This is a genomic window from Hymenobacter chitinivorans DSM 11115 (assembly GCF_002797555.1).
In the GTDB taxonomy this organism is placed as follows: domain Bacteria; phylum Bacteroidota; class Bacteroidia; order Cytophagales; family Hymenobacteraceae; genus Hymenobacter; species Hymenobacter chitinivorans.
In genome coordinates this window covers 3111491-3127497 of record NZ_PGFA01000001.1, presented here as the reverse complement: position 1 = coordinate 3127497, position 16007 = coordinate 3111491, and the positions used below count along the sequence as shown (strand labels likewise).

Here is a 16007-nt window from a genome sequence, read left to right as displayed (position 1 = left end):
CCAGCCCTAACCGGCTGGTTTTTTTATTGACCAGCCTACTTCATTGTAAAAAGCCTATACTTGCCGCTAGGGGCTGTTTTTGCCACGGTCCCGCAGTATTCACCAGTGTAATCGGAGTATGCGCAAGAATGTAGTTGCAGTAGCCATGTGCCTGACCAGTGCCACGGCCTGGGGGCAAAGTCAGACGCTGAGTGGGGTGGTAAAGGATGCCGCGGGTCGGCCCATCATCGGGGCCACGGTGGTCGAAAAGGGAACCAACAACGGCACGGCCACCGATAATGCGGGCCGTTTCACGCTTTCGTCGCGCGCCAGCAGCCCGCGCTTGCTCATTAGCTCCATCGGGTTTACCTCCCAGGAAGTAACGGCCGGCAGCGGGGAAATCAGCGTGAGCCTGGCCGAGGCTACCACCAGCCTGGGCACGGTGCAGGTGGTGGGCTCCCGCAGCCAAAACCGCTCGGTAACCGACTCGCCTTCGCCAGTCGACATCATCGATTTGCGGGAGGTGACGACTAAAACCGGCCAGCTCGATGTGAACCAGCTGCTGCAATTCGTGGCCCCGTCCTTCAACTCCAACCGCCAGACCGGCTCCGACGGGGCCGACCACGTGGACCCGGCCTCGTTGCGCGGCCTGGGCCCCGACCAGACCCTGGTGCTCGTCAACGGCAAGCGCCAGCACCAGTCGGCCCTGGTAAACCTGTTTGGCTCGCGCGGGCGCGGCAACACCGGCACCGATTTGAACGTCATTCCGGCCGCCAGCATCGAGCGAATCGAGATTCTGCGCGACGGGGCCGCCGCCCAGTACGGCTCCGATGCCATTGCCGGCGTCATCAATATCGTGCTCAAAAGCTCGGTGGATGAGTTGACGGCCAACGTAAACTACGGGGCCTACGACGCCAAATACCGCCGCGACGACCAGAAATTCGACGGCGGCAACTTCAACGCTAACCTCAACTACGGTATTGGGCTGGGTCAGGGCGGCAGCTTTGTCAACGCCACGCTCGATTTCAACCAGCGCCAGCACACCCAGCGCGCCGCCGTGCCGGCTCCCGACGGCCTGGCCCGCCGCGAGTACGGCGACCCGAAAGTGTCGAACGTCTCGGCCTATCTCAACTCCAAGTTTGCTCTCAGCGACCGGGCCCACATCTACGTGTTTGGTGGGGCCAACAAGCGTCGGGGCGACGCCTACGCCTGGACCCGCTTTGCCGACGACGACCGAAATGTGCCCGCCATTTACCCCAACGGCTTTGACCCCGTCATTACCAGCGACATCTGGGACGCCTCGGCAGTAGTAGGCGTGAAAACCCTGCTCGGCACCGCGGGCTGGGAACTGGATTTGAGCAATAACTTTGGCTCCAACCGCTTCGAATACGGGGTGGAAAACTCCCTGAATGCCACCCTGGGCGCGACTTCGCCCACCACCTTCGACGCCGGCGGCTTCCAGCTGCAGCAGGACGTGGTGAGTCTGGGACTGACGCGCAACTACAAGACCGTGCTCCAGGGCCTCAACCTGGCAGCCGGGGCCGAGTGGCGCCGCGAGTGGTATTCGCTCTTTGCCGGGGAGCGGGCTTCCTGGGACACGTTTTCGGTAAACCCCGAGGCGGCTCCCGGTTCCCAGGGCTTCCCGGGCTTCCAGTCTAAGGACGAAATCAAGGCCCAGCGCGACAATTTCGGGGCCTACGTGGATGCTGAGCTGAGTATTACCCCTCAGTGGCTGCTGGCTGCCGCCCTGCGCTTCGAGAACTACACCGACTTCGGTAGCACGCTCAACTACAAAGCCTCGACCCGCTACAACCTGACTGAGTTTCTGACCTTGCGCGGCACCTACAGCACCGGCTTCCGGGCCCCGTCGTTGGCTCAGATCAACTTCAACTCCACCTTCACCAATTTCATCGGTGGCGAGCCGGTGGAAGTGCTGCTGGCCCGCAACAACAGCGCCGTAACCCAGAAGCTGGGCATTCCGAGCCTGAAGCAGGAAACTTCCAACAGCGCCAACGTGGGCCTGACCAGCCGCATTGGCTCCTCACTCAGCCTGACCCTGGACGGCTACTACATCAAGGTCAAGGACCGGGTGGTGCTCACCAGCCAGTTCTCCTCCGACGACCCCGTCATTGGCCCCGACCTGGAGGCTTTGCGCGTGGGGCAGGCCCAGTTCTTCGCCAACGCCGCCGATACCCGCTCCCTGGGCCTGGACGTGGTGCTGAACCACACGGCTACGCTGGGCGCCGGGGGCCGTCTGAACTCGACCCTGGCTGCCAACTTCAACGAACTCAAAATTGACCGGGTGCAGACCTCGGGCCGCCTTACGGGCCGGGAAGAGGAGTTTTTCGGGCCCCGGGAGCAGGCCTTCGTGAAAGCCTCGGCTCCGCCGTCCAAAATCAACCTGACCTTCGACTACAAAGTCAGCAAGTGGGGCGCCCTGCTGCGCTTCGTGCGCTTCGACAAAGTCACGCTCATCGACTGGAACGGCGACCCGATGAACTACCAGAAGCGCATCACCACCGACCTTACCCTGAGCTACTCGCTCAGCGACCATATCCAGCTGGCGGTGGGCAGCACCAACCTGTTTAACCGCTACCCCACGCTGTTTGATCCGCAGCTCACCGAAACCGGCGGCGCCTGGGACCCGGTGCAGATGGGCGCGAACGGTCGGTTTTACTTTGCTAAATTGCAGGCCCGTTTCTAAGTCACTGGTTGATTGTTGAAGGCTGATTGTTGGCAGCTGGCTGTCGGTTCGGGTTGAACTGAGAGCCAGCTGCCTTGTTTACGGCCTTACGCAACACCAATCAACAATCAACAGTCAACAATCCGCAAGCAATAAATAATGAGAATCCGCTCCACTACCGTGCTTGGCATCCGCCACAACGGCGAAATTGCCCTCGGCGCCGATGGCCAGGCCACCATGGATAAGCACGTGGCCAAAAGCAACGTACGCAAGGTCCGCAAGCTCCAGGATGGCAAAGTCGTTACGGGCTTCGCCGGCTCCACCGCCGATGCCTTCATGCTGCTCGACAAGTTCGAGGAAAAGCTCAACGGCTACGGCGGACAGCTGCGCCGGGCCGCCATTGAGCTGGCCAAGGAGTGGCGCAAAGACCAGTACCTGCGCAAGCTCGAAGCCATGATGGTGGTGGCCGACAAGGACGAGCTGCTCATCATTGCCGGCACTGGCGACGTGCTGGAGCCCGACTCCGACGTGGCCGCCATCGGCTCGGGGGCCATGTACGCCCAGGCTGCCGCCCTGGCCCTGAAAAAGCACGCGCCCCACCTCACGGCCCGCCAGATGGTGGAAGATGCCCTGCACATTGCCGCCGACATCTGCATCTACACCAATCACAATCTGATGATTGAGCAGCCCAGCTAAGGCTAAAAAGCTAGTCCGTTTCCCTCCTTGCTGAAAGGAGGGGAACTGGCTTTTCACCCCTACTTTTGTGAGCAACCCAGCCGCAATGGTACGCTATTCAGAATCTTGGGTATAGCGCCCCGCCATTGAACGATTCCCGGTTGTAATTTGATTGTAAACCGCACACCCACTACCTCAGAACCTCTGATTCGATGAACGTAACGAACTTCCTTAAGCACCACTACCGCCACTTCAACGCCGCTGCCCTGATTGACGCCGCCGAAGGCTACAACAAGCACCTGGCCGAAGGCGGCAAGATGATGATTACCCTGGCCGGGGCCATGAGCACCGCCGAAATGGGCATCCAGCTGGCCGAGCTCATCCGCCAGGACAAGGTGCAAATCATCAGCTGCACCGGTGCCAACCTGGAAGAGGATATCTTCAACCTCGTGGCCCACGACTTCTACGAGCGGGTGCCCCACTACCGCGACCTGACGGCCGCCGACGAGCAGGCCCTGCTCGAGCGCCACATGAACCGCGTAACCGACACCTGCATTCCCGAAGAGGAGGCCATGCGCCGCCTCGAGCACTCGGTGCTCAAGTTCTGGGAGCAGGCCGACAAAGCCGGCGAGCGGTACTTCCCCCACGAGTTCTTCTACCAGATCCTCAAGTCGGGCGAGCTGGAGCAGTACTACCAGATTGACCCCAAGGACAGCTGGATGCTGGCTGCCGCCGAGAAAAACCTGCCCATCATCTGCCCCGGTTGGGAAGACTCCACGCTGGGCAACATCTTCGCCGGCCACGTTATTTCGGGCGACATCCAGAACGTGCACACCGTGCGCACCGGCATCGAGTACATGATTTACCTGGCCGACTGGTACACCCAGCAGGCTACCGAGGAAAGCAAAGTGGGCTTCTTCCAGATTGGCGGCGGCATTGCCGGCGACTTCCCCATCTGCGTGGTCCCCATGCTGCACCAGGACCTGGGCCGCACCTCGGTGCCGCTGTGGGGCTACTTCTGCCAGATTTCGGACTCCACCACTTCCTACGGCTCCTACTCCGGCGCCGTGCCCAACGAGAAAATCACCTGGGGCAAGCTGGGCCAGGACACGCCCAAGTTCATCATCGAGTCGGACGCTACCATCGTCGCGCCGCTGGTGTTTGCCATGGTGCTGGGTCAATAGGTTGTAGCGCGTCGTAGCGCGAACTTTGTAGTTCGCGTGCCCCGCGCCGGTAGCGTTGTTCTGGTACGCGAACTACAACCGAAGGTCAGCGAAGCTAAAGTTCGTGCTACTGGCCAGCCGTTACAGAATGAATAGAAAAGCCCGGCGCTGCGCTGCAGTGCCGGGCTTTTCTATTGTAGGTAGTCCGAAAGCAGGGGCGCTTAATGGGCGGGAACTGCCGGCTTGGCCTGCTGCTGCTGAAGCCGCTGCTGTTCCTGCGCGTTCTTTTTGAAGGCGTCCCAATTCAGGCCCACGGCCAGCATTCCAGCCAGCATGGATGGCAGGAAAACACCCAGCACGAAGGGGAAGAAGCCCCGCAGCAGCCGCCCCACCAGGCCCAGGCCGGTATGGGCCAGCATGGAGCCGTAGGCCCAGGTAGCGTAGCCCAGGCTGATGGCGGAGACGAGGTAGGTCACCTGCTGCACCTGCGCCGTGCCGGAGTAGAAATATATAATGGGCAGGGACAGCAGAGTCAGGAAGTTGCAGACCGCCGTGATAAAAGCTGCAATGACCAGGCACTCCGCGTAATTATAGCCGCCGCGCCGCAGAAACAGGCGGGCAAAGGCGGCTATTACCGGCACCAGCGCCACGTACACCCAACTCATGTATTTGGCCATAAAGCTGGTCACGTCCTTCTGCATCTGCCACATGGCCTCGGGCATGGCCGGGTCGCGGGGCGGCATCATGTCGATGTGCAGCACGGCGGAAACAAAGGCGAAGGTCCCGGTCACGAGCAGCAGCAGGGACAGGGGCGGGAAGTGGTACTTGCGCTGCCCGGCCAGGTAGCTCCGGATGGTGGGGCCGGGGCGGGTCAGCACGTTCCAGAGCGAGTACTGAATGCCCTTGTCCACGTGCCAGATGCTGTGCGGAATCTCGTGCAGCATGTGGGCCAGGTTGAGGCGGTGGGTATGGTGGGCATCCTGCCCGCAGTGCCCGCAGAACCGCTCGGGCACCGGCGTGCCGCAGTTCAGGCAGGTGGTCGGGCCGTGTCCGGGGGTGTGGGCTGTGGCTCCGGGCCCGGGTTGGGCCAGGGCGAGGTCAATAGCAAAGGTGGAGGCCGAAGTGCTGTCCATATAGGGCGGAGTGGATATTTTTGAAAGAAAGCCACTTATTCCAGCAATTGCAAACAAAAAAGCCCGCCGCTGACGTCCAGCGGCGGGCTTTTGGGCCCATGGTAGGCAATGCTTCTACGCCAGCTCGGCCACGCGCACCTCTTTGGGCAGGCCCACGGCCGCAAAGGCCTGGCTCAGATCCAGCATCAAATCCTGCGGGTCTTCCACCCCGATGCTGAGGCGAATCATCTGCGAGGTGATGCCCATTTCGAGCTGGTCGGCGGGGGTAATGTCGGAGTGGGTCATGGTGGCGGGGTGCTCGGCCAGGCTTTCGGTGCCGCCCAGGCTCACGGCCAGCTTGATCAGCTTCAGGGCGTTGAGGAAGCGGAACGCCTCGGCCTCGCCGCCCCGGATGTCGAACGAAATCATGGAGCCGGGCGAGAGGCAGTGGCGGCGGTAAATGTCCTGCTGGGCCGGGCAGTGCTCGAGGTGGGTCAGGTAGTAGGTGCGCGCTACCAGGGGGTGGGCCCGGAGCCAGTCGGCAATAACCTGGGCCGAGGTGGCGGCGCGCTCCATGCGCAGCTTCAGGGTTTCGAGGCTGCGCATCAGCATCCAGCCGGTGTTGGGGTCGCACATGGTGCCCATAAAGGTGCGCATGGCCTTGATTTCCTTCATCAGGCTTTTGCTGCTCAGCGCGGCCCCCGCAATCAGGTCGGAGTGGCCGCCCAGGAACTTGGTGGCCGAGTACAGGACCACGTCGGCGCCGTGCTTGAGGGGGTGCTGGAACACGGGGCCCAGGAAGGTATTATCGACCACGAGGCGCACGGGCTTGTCGGGGCTGCCATACTTGCGGGCCAGGGCGGCGCAGGCTTCCAGGTCCACGAGGTGGTTGGTGGGGTTGGCCGGCGTCTCGACGAAGATCATGGCCAGGCGGCCGGGGGCAATGGCCGCGGCCTGGGCCTCGAGTTCCTGGGGCGTGGCGGTGGGCAAAAAGCCCTGGGCCTCGATGCCGAACTTGCGCAGCACGTTCTTGAGGAAGAAGTCGGAGCCGCCGTACACGGGCTCGGAGTGCAGCACCACGTCGCCGGGCTGGAGCAGGGCCAGCAGGGTGGTGCTGATGGCGGCCATGCCCGAGGCGAAACTCGCGGCTTCCTCGGCCCCGTCCCAGAGGGTGAGGCGGTGCTCCAGGATTTCGAGGCTGGGGTTGTTGAGGCGGGAATAAATCAACCCCATTTCCTCGTCGGGGTTGGCCTGGCGCAGCCCGTAGGCCAATTCAAAAAAGGCTTTGCCCTCCTCGGCGTTCTTAAAGACGAAAGTTGAGGTCTGGAAAATGGGCGGCTTGATGGCGCCTTCGCTCCAGGCGGGGGTGTAGCCGTAGCTCATCATCAAACTCTCGGGGTGGAGCGGCTGCCCGTTGATGTGGGCATGGTCTTGACGGTTGGTCATGACGGGAAAAGGTTGGGTGGGTGGGAAAATTGGGTGCTGCGAAGGTAGCCTTTCTGGGGGAGGTAGGCCCCCGGGCCGTAGCGCGACCAGTAGCGCGAACTTTGTAGTTCGCGTACCCCGCGCCGCTGCAACGATTATCGTTCAGCCACGCGAACTACAAAGTTCGCGCTACGTTCCGGCGGGCCAACCGCACGCAAAAGGCCGCCGCTGAATCCAGCGGCGGCCTTTGAGTTAGCAGCACGGGGTAGAGACGCAACCTTGCGTCTCAATCGTTGCGGATGTTGTTTACCAGACGATTGTCGTTCAACGATGAGACGCAAGGTTGCGTCTCTACATCGTTCTACGGCTGTTTCGACTTTTTCTCAGAGGCCTTGGCCGGCTTCGTGAACCACTTGGGGTCATACAGGGCCAGCACGGCCTCGGGCTCGTCGATGTGGAGCTTCACCTGGTCCAGCAAATTGAGCTTAAGCTGGCGGGCGGTGGCTTTGCGGAGCTTTTTCTCTTCCTTGGAGTCGCCCTGCACGTCGCCTTTGGCCTCGCCCTGGTCGTCGCGGGCGGTGGTGTAAGCGGCTTGCAGGGTGGCGGCGCGCTGGGCCAGGGCCTGGCCCAGGTCGTCCTTATACTGGGCGGTGAGGGTGGCCGTGCGCTGGAGCAGGGTGGGCAGGGTGAGCAGCGTAGCCGCGCTGTACTCCTTGCGGCCCCGGGGCAGAAAGGCCGTCAGGGCTTCGGAGTTGGGCTTTTTGCGCTTAAACTGGTACTCTACTTCTAGGATCAATTCTTCTTTGGCAAAGCTCTTAAACTCGGCCAGCAGCTCTTCCACGGTGTCGGTTTTGCCCAGGCGCTGGCCCAGGTTTTCGTCCTGCGCGCCCAGCAGGGCGTGGTAGGCCGCCTGGTGGGGTTGCAGACTGCTAATCATGGCCGAGTAGCGGCCCGCCTTGTTCTGGCTGGTCAGGCGACTGAGGTGGCCCTGCAGCAGGTCGCGGAAATTGTCGCGGCTCAGGTTTTTGCTAGCAAACGGATTCTTTAAGAAGGGTAAAAACATAGGATGGGAGGAATATGGTTGAGCCGGTAAGGTAGAAAAATATCGGATTCGCTATCAGGAGTTTATCGAACGAAAAAGCACGGCGGTAGGGCCGCCTTCCAAACGTTTGGAAGGGCATGCTACGCGCGTAGACCCGCGGCCAAACGTTTGGCAGGCTCCCCTGCGCCCGTAGACTCGTTGCCAAACGTTTGGAAGGCCATCTTACGGGCGTAAACTCGTCTTCCAAACGTTTGGGAAGGCATCTTACGGGCGTAAACTCGTTGCCAAACGTTTGGAAGGCCATCCTACGGGCGTAGGATGGCGGCCAGCGGTTTGGAAGGCATAGCGCCGGGCCACCTTAGAAGTTGCAGGCGTCGGCGGTGCCGGTCAGCTCGGCCCAGCGGGCACTCAGAAACTTGGCGTAGCGCAGCGGCGGCAGCCCGTAGCTGCCCACCGAATAGCCCTCGTTGACTTCGATGACTAAGGTGGCGCCGGCGGCCGTGCGGCCAATATCGAGGGCGTAGGCTTTGGGGGCTGCCGGATAAGCCGCCACGGCGGCTTCCACCACGCCGGGGTCGAAGTAGGCGCGCCAGTCGCCGCGGTAGGGCTGGGCGGCCAGCACCTCGTCGTAGCGCACGAAGCAGCGCCACTCGGCCACGAACTGCACCGGCTCGGCGCACCACACGGGCGTATTTTCGGCCTGGTCGCCGCAGCCCAGCAGGTCGCGGAAGTGGCGCACCAGCACGCCGGTAAACTTCTTGCGGGCCAGCATGGGCTTCACGAATACCGGCCACTGCGAAGGGTCGGCCGCTACCTCGTTGATGGTAGACTGCCACAGGCGCCGCCCCAGAAACGGCAGTAGCTCCTGCGGGTAATCCAGGGCGGGCGGCACGGCGCAGCCCAGGGCCCGCAGGGCGCCTTCCACGTCGTCGATATGGCTGACGACAATATCGTCCGGCTCGGTATTGGGCAGCTCGCTAAAGCGGTGGAAGGGCACGATTTCCCAGCCCATCTGCCGAAAGCCGTCGGCGGCGGCAAAGCAGTTGGTATTGGCCCATTCGCCGGCCGCATCCTGGTTGATATAAGCGCGCATAAGCAGGGCGGGAGTTTTACGGACCGAAAAACGAGCTACTGCTTGCCCCGATAATCGGCAATCAGGCCCTCGGCAATCCAGTTGGCCAGGGCCTGGCGGTTGTCGGCCACCACGAAGCGGCGCTGGTCTTTCTGGTTGCGGATGTTGCCCAGCTCCATAAATACGGCCGGGGCGTGGCTGTTGCGCACCTCATACAGGGTGCCCCGCTCCGAGACGTTGCCCGAGTAGGGGCGGTTGGGCTGGGCGCGCTTGTAGCGGTTGGTAAAGACCTTGTGAATGTTCTTGGCCAGGCGCAGGCCGGTGGCGCTGGTAGGGTGGTGGTAGAAAAACACGTCGATGTTCTGGCCCACGCTGCGGCTGTCCACGTGCAGGGCCAGCAGGCGCTGGTAGGCGCCCTTGTGGCGGGCGTGCAGCTTATTGACCTGGGCAATGCGCTGGCGCAGGCGCTGCACCTGGCTCAGGGGAATGCGCAGGTTGGGGTACTGCACCTCGTCGTAGTCCATGGGCAGCACGTTCTCGTCCCGGATTCCGTCGTTGGGGTCCTGCACCATCACGTACACCAGGGCCCCGTAGGAAAGCAGCACCCGGGCCAGGCGCACGGTCACGTCGTAGGCGTACTCGTCCTCGGCCAGCTTATAGGAGCCGTACTGGCCGATGGCGCCGGGGTCGGGGCCGCCGTGGCCGGAGGAAAGGTAGTAGACCGCGCCCCGCAGCGGGCCGCTGGCCGCCCGGGCCACGTTGTAGCGGGGCCCAAACAAGGCCGCGTTGCTAATCGGCGTTTTGCTTACCACAACGGGCGCCTCGGTGGCAAGGCGGGTCCGGCGGGCTGTAGTGTTGCTGGCCGGGGCTTTGCGGGCAGTGGTCTTGCGGGCTGCCAGGGGCTTGGGCAGCACGTAGGTGCGGCCGGTAATCAGGCCGTGGCGGCGGGTCAGGTTTTTCTGGTTCAGCTGCTTAAAGGCGGCCCCGTAGCGGCGCGGGTTCAGGCCGTGGCGCAGCAGCAGGGTTTCGACCCCGTCGCCGTTGCGGGCTTTCACGCGCCGGTAGGAGGTCTGGGCAAAGGCCGGCGCGGTCAGCAGGCCCAGCAGCACTAGTAGGAGGTAGACAGTTCGCAAAAGCAAAAGGGTGTAGGAAGGCTACTAAAGGCGGAATTGGCTGATTGACCCCAAGGCAACCCGCTGGATTCCGACCACAAACAAAAGCCCTCCATACGTGATACAGCCGGCTCTTGCCATACGATAGTACAAAAGAGGCAGTAAATCTTCAGAATATAGAATATAAAGCAAGCCCTTTACCACGGTCGTAGTAAAGGGCTTGCCGGTAAAAAGGGCCGCTCGGGCCGCCTCATCTTAACGCTTACAACGCTCCGCTGGCGAAGCCCGTGGCCGTGGCCCGGGCCTGCCACTGCTGCATATCGTGCTGCACGGCCTCGATTTTCTGGCGGGCGGTCTGGTAGGCATCTTCGCCCAGAAACAAGTGCACCGGCGGGTTGTCGGCTTCGCTGAGCGCCAGGAGCACGGCGGCGGCTTTGGTTGGGTCGCCGGGCTGGTTGCCGTTGATCTGCTGCTCGTGCAGCAGCTGGGAGTCGCGCACCGCCTGGTAGGCCCCGATGGGCGCGGCGGGCCGCCCCATCGAGCCCGGGGCCAGGAAGCTGGTGCGGAAGTAGCCGGGCTTCACCGTCGTCACGTGGATGCCGAAGGGCCGAACCTCCTCGGCGTAGGATTCGGTGAGGCCATCGACGGCAAACTTGGTGGCGCAATACACGCCCCAGCCCGGAAACGCGCCGGAAAAGCCCCCGATGGAGGAAATGTTGAGCACCCGGCCCCCGCCCTGGGCCCGCAGGTGGGGCGTGGCGGCCCGCAGCACGTTGAGCACGCCAAACACGTTGACGTCGAAATTCTGCCGGGCTTCCTGGTCGGATAGCTCCTCCAGGGCCCCGAGCTGCCCGTAGCCGGCATTATTGACCACCACGTCGAGGCGGCCAAAGGTGCTAATGGCCTGGGCAATGGCCTGCCGCACGCTTTGCTCACTACTGAGGTCCATGTGCAGGGGCAGGAAATTGGGGGTATCAGGCGGCGCGGCCTGCTGCAGCTCGCTCAGGTTGCGGGAGGTGGCGGCTACTGCATAGCCGTGGGCCAGCAGGTGCTGTACCAGGGTCAGTCCCAGGCCCTTCGAGGCGCCGGTCACGAACCATATATTCTTGCGTGTCATGTTGTGGATTGTTTTCTTGATAAGTCAGCGAGTCGCTCAGGGCGAGGCTTGCGAATTGGTAGAGCATAGGAAAAGCGGTTAAGGCGTGAGGTAACTACAAAGGCAGACGTGCTGGTCCCCATTTTATTGCAGGCAAAAGCAAAATCGTAACATAGAAGCCCCAGCCGCTCCGCTTTTCGGCCCCTGCTACTGCCCGCCGAAGCCGGTGGAAACCGTAAGCGGCGGCCCGGCTTCGATTTCCTGCGGGCGGGCCTGGAGCTGGTGGGTGGCGCGCTGGTAGGCGTCTTGGCCCAGCAGCAGGTGCACCGGCGGGGCGGGTTCGGCCGCCAGCAGCGGCCGGGCCAGCGCCAGCCCCAGGCCCGGGGAGGCGCCGGTAATAAACCAGGTTTGAGAAGTACTCATCGTTGCGTGTTTTGGTACACTGCAAAACTAGAGCAGGGGCGGGGCCAAGGGCTTACCCCATTCAAACCAATGCTTGCGAAAATCAAACAGCCCGCACGGCCGTGGGCGTGGCGCCGGCCTGCTTGCGGAAGAAGTTGTTGAAGTGGGCCGGTTCCTCGAAGCCCAGGCTGTAGCTGATTTCCGACACGTTCCAGCTCGTGTGGCGCAGCAGGGCGTGGGCTTCCTGGGTGAGGCGGGCGGCAATGAGCTGGGTAGTGGTTTTGCCGGTCACTTCCTTCAGGGCCCGGTTCAGGTGGTTCACGTGCACGGCCAGCTGGGTGGCAAAGGCATTGGCCGTGCGCAGGCGCACCTGCTGGCCGGGCGTCTCAATCGGGAACTGCCGCTCCAGCAGCTCCGCAAACAGCGAGGCAATGCGCGTGGCCGCGTTGCTGTCCTGATAGAGCGTGGTGGCGGGCTGCAGCTTCAGGGCCCCGTGGATCAGCTCGAAGACGTAGTTGCGCAGCAAATCGTACTTATAAGCGTAGTCCGAGCCGATTTCGGCCTCCATCTTGACAAACAGCTGGGCCGCCGCCTCGCGCTGGGCGTCGGTGAGGGCGTAGAGGGGCTGCCCGCCGGGCCGGAACAGCGGCAGCTCCAAAGTGCCGGCCAGCTGGTGGCGCTGCAAAAACGCCTCGGTGAAGATGCAGAAGTAGCCCGATTGGTCGTCGTCGAGCGGCTCCCACTCGTAGGGCACCAGGGGGTTGGCAAACAGCAGGGCATTGCCGCGGATTTCCACCGTCTTGTCGGCGAAATGGTAGTTGCTGCGGCCCGTGACGAGCGTGATTTTGTAGAAGTCCTTGCGGCTGTAGGGCAGGTGGCAGGCCGAAGGACCCACGAAGTCGTCGAGGCGAAACACGTTGAAGTGGCCGATGTCCTGCTGGAGGTTGTCGGGCAGCCAGTGAATTTTCTGCTGGTAGAACTCGGCGAGGGTCTGCGGCTTGAGCATGGAGCGAAGTTACGAGAATCAAACTATTGGCTGGCTGCTTCCCGCAAATCCAGTAGCTTGCCGGCCCCAACGCAGAAGCCCACCCAGTGGACTAGGGGCCAGGCCTGGCAGCCCCGCCCGGCCAGGACTACACGTTTACTGTCCGTCGGCTAGAGTCAACGCTTATTAAGTTTCTATCAACGGCTAATAATTCTTTTGCCTTATGCCCACCACGCCCATCCCGAAGAAGCTGCTGGCCCGCCAGCACGAAATAACGGCCGACTTCCTGCGCCTCATCGACCAGCACCTGGACGATATTACCACGGGCCGGGCCACCGAAATGTTCGAAATCCGGGACTTTGCCGGCCAGCTCTGCATTCATCCCACCCACCTGAGCAACACTATCAAGCTCACCACCGGCCACGCCCCGTGCTACTTCTTCGAGGCCCGCATCCTGGACGTGGCCCGGCAGCTGCTCCAGGACCCCCGCCGCTCGGTGGCCGACGTGGCCCAGAGCCTGACCTACGACCCGTCGAACTTCACCAAGTTCTTCAAGCGCTTTGCCGGCCTTACGCCCAAGCAGTACCGGGAGCAGGTGTGGGAGCAGCGGCGGCTGGCCAATTCGGAAACTGTCACCATTTAAACTGAAGCTCTCACCATACGGCGGGCCGGGCCTTGCCCCACCTTTGTCTTGTTCAAACTCCATAAGCAAGACAAGTCATGAGCACTCCCCAAATTGCCCTCGTCACGGGCGGCAGCCGCGGCCTGGGCCGCAACAGCGCCCTGCATCTGGCCCAGGCCGGCCACGACCTGATTCTGACCTACCGCACCCAGCAGGCCGAAGCCCAGGCCGTGGTGGCCGAGATTGAAGCCCTGGGCCGCCGGGCCGTGGCCCTGCCCCTGGACGTGGGCCGGGTCAGTACTTTTCCCGCCTTCGGGGCCGCCGTAACCGAGCAGTTGCAGCGGCACTGGCGGCGGTCCACGTTCGACTTTCTAATCAACAACGCCGGCATCGACGCCCGCTCGGTATTTGCCGAAACCACTGAGGAAGATTTCGACAACCTGCTCAACGTGCACTTCAAGGGCGTGTACTTCCTGACCCAAAGCCTACTGCCGCTGCTGGCTGACGGGGGCAGTATCGTCAACTTCTCCACCGGGCTGGCCCGCTTCACCACGCCCGGCTACGCGGCCTACGCCTCCATGAAGGGCGCCGTCGAAACCCTGACCAAGTACCTGGCCAAGGAGCTGGGTGGGCGCGGCATCCGGGCCAATATCGTAGCGCCGGGCATTGTCAAAACCGACTTCACGGCCGCGGCCCGGGCGGCTCATCCCCAGCTGGAAGAGTACATGAGCGCCAACACGGCCCTGGGCCGCATCGGGGAGCCCGACGACATCGGCGGGGTGGTGGCCTTCCTCTGCTCCGACGCGGCCCGCTGGGTGAATGCCCAGCGCCTGGAAGCCTCGGGCGGCTATTCCCTGTAGGCTCCTGGCCTTAAATAAAAGCCCCGGCTGAAGCGCAGCCGGGGCTTTTTGTTGTGAGCAAGAAGCTAAGCAAGTGCGGTACCAACGAAAACTGCCAGTCCCAAGGCGGGAATGGCAGTTGCTAAAGGGACTACTGAGTAGGCGTTAGGCCTTGCGCAGGCGGGATTTCTGAAAGGCCTCAAAGTTGGAGCGCAGGGCCGCCAGCACCGCCGCGTACTGCCGCCGGGCATCCTGGCTGGATTCCAGCTGCTGCAGATGCGCGTCGATCAGGTCGCAGAACTCATCCCGGGAAAAGCGGGAATTCGAGACGTTCTTTTGCACGGGACAAGGAGAGAAAAAAGGCGGCTATTTGGGAGGGCGTAAAGTGCAATAATAGCAATTTATTCTACGCAATATGGGACGAAGCGAAGCGCTTCTCAAGCTCAACCGTGGGAAAAGGCGTCGGACGCGGCCCGCTACCCGATAAACAGAACGGCTCCCGGATAAACCCGGAAGCCGTAGTAAGCAAAGCAAGTTGTAAGAGTTGAGCTGCGCCGCCTAGAAGCGGAACAGGGGGCGGGCCGGATTCCAGATGCCCCACGGAATCATGAGCAGCACCAGGAGCAGGGCCACGGCAAACCACACGAAGGCGCGCTTGTGCTTGAGCACCGGGTCGGTGGCTTTCTTGGAGAGGGTACGGCCCACCTGGGCGGCAATAACGGCCAGAATCATCGTGGCAATGTGCTCGACGCCCCAGAAACGGCCAATCGGGTCTTTCATCACCGCGCCGCCGGCCGTTTCGAAGGCTTTCACCCCGAATGGGCTCAGGCCGAAGTACAGAATCAGGCCCAGCAGCAGCTGCAGGTGCATGGAGCCCACGAAGGCGGCGCCCATGCCGTTGTCGGCGCCCAGGTAGGGCTTGCGGCCCTGCCAGCCGCCCAAGGCGCGGAATACGGCAATCAAACCAAAAATCACCACCAGCCAGCGGCTCCAGGAGTGTAATGTGAGTACGGCGTTGTACATAAGCAGAAAGGAAGAGTGAAGCGGTAAAGGTCGGATGCGGAAACCAGAATGCCGCGCCCGGCCGGCAAAAAGTGGCTGCCGGCCCGGCCCGGGCCCCTACTGCTTGGTCACGGAGATGCTGATGCGCTGACTGACCACGGTAAGGGGAGCGGGCGGGACACTTTCGAAGGGAAACAGCTCCTCGCACAAAAACAGGTCGCCTTCCTGGCGCAGGATGGCCAGGTTGTCGAGGGTGAGCTTGAGGTTAAAGGTTTGCTGGTTGAGGTACTGCAGCACGGGGCCCAGCAGCTCGGGCGTAGTATCGTGCAGGGCCAGGGAAATATGGGGCAGCCAGCACTCGGGGCCGCTAAACTTATCGGTGCGCAAGCACAGCGGCGCCGTGGCCGAAATAATGCGCTGGTGCAGGTGATTAAGCTCGTTGGTGCGCAGCACCGGAATGTAAATCACCGGGTTGGGCCCCGGAAACACGCCCAGGCCGGTGGTGTGCACCTCGAAGGGCGCGGTGGCGGCGGCCACTTCGCGCAGCACATTCTTCAGGGAAGAGAGCTTGCGCACTCCGGCCAGCTGGTAGGTAATGTGCGGGTCGGGCGTGGCCTGCACGTCATCCAGGCCAAACTCGGTTTCCAACCCCTTGATGATGCGGTTGATGCGGGCCGCGTACTGCGGCGTGAGCAAAGTAGTAATGGCGAGCATACTCTGCTAAACTCCGGAAGAGCCCGTGGGGTTGAGCCGGCCGCGCATTTGTTGGGCGAATAACGTCCGGAACCGGCTCAGCAG

At 62.5% G+C, this 16007-nt stretch carries 16 protein-coding genes; 5 read left to right on the top strand and 11 right to left on the bottom strand.

Annotated elements, in window-relative coordinates:
- Positions 1-118: 118 nt before the first annotated feature.
- The 3 genes from CLV45_RS13185 to CLV45_RS13175 all read left to right on the top strand — a co-directional run bounded on the left by CLV45_RS13185 (position 119) and on the right by CLV45_RS13175 (position 4521).
- Positions 119-2683 carry a TonB-dependent receptor gene (locus tag CLV45_RS13185; RefSeq protein ID WP_100336812.1) on the top strand — a complete coding sequence of 855 codons (2565 nt, stop codon included), beginning with the start codon at positions 119-121 and terminating at the stop codon, positions 2681-2683.
- A 138-nt stretch (positions 2684-2821) separates the two neighbouring features.
- The gene (gene hslV / locus CLV45_RS13180) at positions 2822-3358 is read left to right on the top strand and encodes an ATP-dependent protease subunit HslV (RefSeq protein WP_100336811.1); all 537 of its coding nucleotides are present in this window, start codon (positions 2822-2824) and stop codon (positions 3356-3358) included.
- 191 nt (positions 3359-3549) lie between these two features.
- Positions 3550-4521, top strand: a complete 972-nt coding sequence (locus tag CLV45_RS13175; protein ID WP_100336810.1) for a deoxyhypusine synthase family protein — start codon at positions 3550-3552, stop codon at positions 4519-4521.
- A 200-nt stretch (positions 4522-4721) separates the two neighbouring features.
- Here CLV45_RS13175 and CLV45_RS13170 read toward each other — a convergent pair whose 3' ends face one another.
- From CLV45_RS13170 to CLV45_RS13135, 8 genes are all read right to left on the bottom strand, one after another.
- Positions 4722-5633 carry a DUF3667 domain-containing protein gene (locus CLV45_RS13170; protein WP_100336809.1) on the bottom strand — a complete coding sequence of 304 codons (912 nt, stop codon included), beginning with the start codon at positions 5631-5633 and terminating at the stop codon, positions 4722-4724.
- A 114-nt stretch (positions 5634-5747) separates the two neighbouring features.
- Positions 5748-7058, bottom strand: coding sequence for a cystathionine gamma-synthase family protein (locus tag CLV45_RS13165; protein WP_100336808.1), 1311 nt, complete (start codon positions 7056-7058; stop codon positions 5748-5750).
- A gap of 340 nt (positions 7059-7398) precedes the next feature.
- Entirely contained in the window at positions 7399-8100 is a 702-nt protein-coding gene (locus tag CLV45_RS13160; RefSeq protein ID WP_100336807.1) for a hypothetical protein, read from the bottom strand.
- A 337-nt stretch (positions 8101-8437) separates the two neighbouring features.
- Positions 8438-9172, bottom strand: a complete 735-nt coding sequence (locus tag CLV45_RS13155; RefSeq protein ID WP_100336806.1) for an ATP-grasp domain-containing protein — start codon at positions 9170-9172, stop codon at positions 8438-8440.
- 35 nt (positions 9173-9207) lie between these two features.
- On the bottom strand, positions 9208-10290 hold the full coding sequence (locus CLV45_RS13150; protein WP_245882846.1) for an N-acetylmuramoyl-L-alanine amidase family protein: 1083 nt from the start codon (positions 10288-10290) through the stop codon (positions 9208-9210).
- A gap of 235 nt (positions 10291-10525) precedes the next feature.
- Positions 10526-11380, bottom strand: coding sequence for an SDR family oxidoreductase (locus CLV45_RS13145; protein WP_100336805.1), 855 nt, complete (start codon positions 11378-11380; stop codon positions 10526-10528).
- A gap of 186 nt (positions 11381-11566) precedes the next feature.
- Complete coding sequence (locus CLV45_RS13140; RefSeq protein WP_100336804.1) at positions 11567-11782, bottom strand: hypothetical protein; 216 nt, start codon at positions 11780-11782, stop codon at positions 11567-11569.
- Between the two features lie 82 nt (positions 11783-11864).
- Entirely contained in the window at positions 11865-12767 is a 903-nt protein-coding gene (locus CLV45_RS13135) for a helix-turn-helix domain-containing protein (RefSeq protein WP_100336803.1), read from the bottom strand.
- 202 nt (positions 12768-12969) lie between these two features.
- On the opposite strand from CLV45_RS13135, the gene CLV45_RS13130 reads away from it, so the two are divergent.
- Together CLV45_RS13130 and CLV45_RS13125 are read left to right on the top strand one after the other, a co-directional pair.
- Positions 12970-13389, top strand: coding sequence for a helix-turn-helix domain-containing protein (locus CLV45_RS13130; protein WP_100336802.1), 420 nt, complete (start codon positions 12970-12972; stop codon positions 13387-13389).
- A 77-nt stretch (positions 13390-13466) separates the two neighbouring features.
- Positions 13467-14228 (top strand): SDR family NAD(P)-dependent oxidoreductase, encoded by a 762-nt coding sequence (locus tag CLV45_RS13125; protein ID WP_100336801.1) that lies wholly within the window; start codon positions 13467-13469, stop codon positions 14226-14228.
- A 144-nt stretch (positions 14229-14372) separates the two neighbouring features.
- Here CLV45_RS13125 and CLV45_RS24965 read toward each other — a convergent pair whose 3' ends face one another.
- The 3 genes from CLV45_RS24965 to CLV45_RS13115 form a co-directional block, all read right to left on the bottom strand.
- Positions 14373-14549: a hypothetical protein gene (locus CLV45_RS24965; RefSeq protein WP_157807470.1), complete on the bottom strand. Its 177-nt coding sequence runs from the start codon at positions 14547-14549 to the stop codon at positions 14373-14375.
- A 216-nt stretch (positions 14550-14765) separates the two neighbouring features.
- Positions 14766-15230, bottom strand: a complete 465-nt coding sequence (locus tag CLV45_RS13120; RefSeq protein ID WP_100336800.1) for a hypothetical protein — start codon at positions 15228-15230, stop codon at positions 14766-14768.
- Between the two features lie 96 nt (positions 15231-15326).
- On the bottom strand, positions 15327-15923 hold the full coding sequence (locus tag CLV45_RS13115) for a 2'-5' RNA ligase family protein (protein ID WP_100336799.1): 597 nt from the start codon (positions 15921-15923) through the stop codon (positions 15327-15329).
- Between the last annotated feature and the right edge of the window lie 84 nt (positions 15924-16007).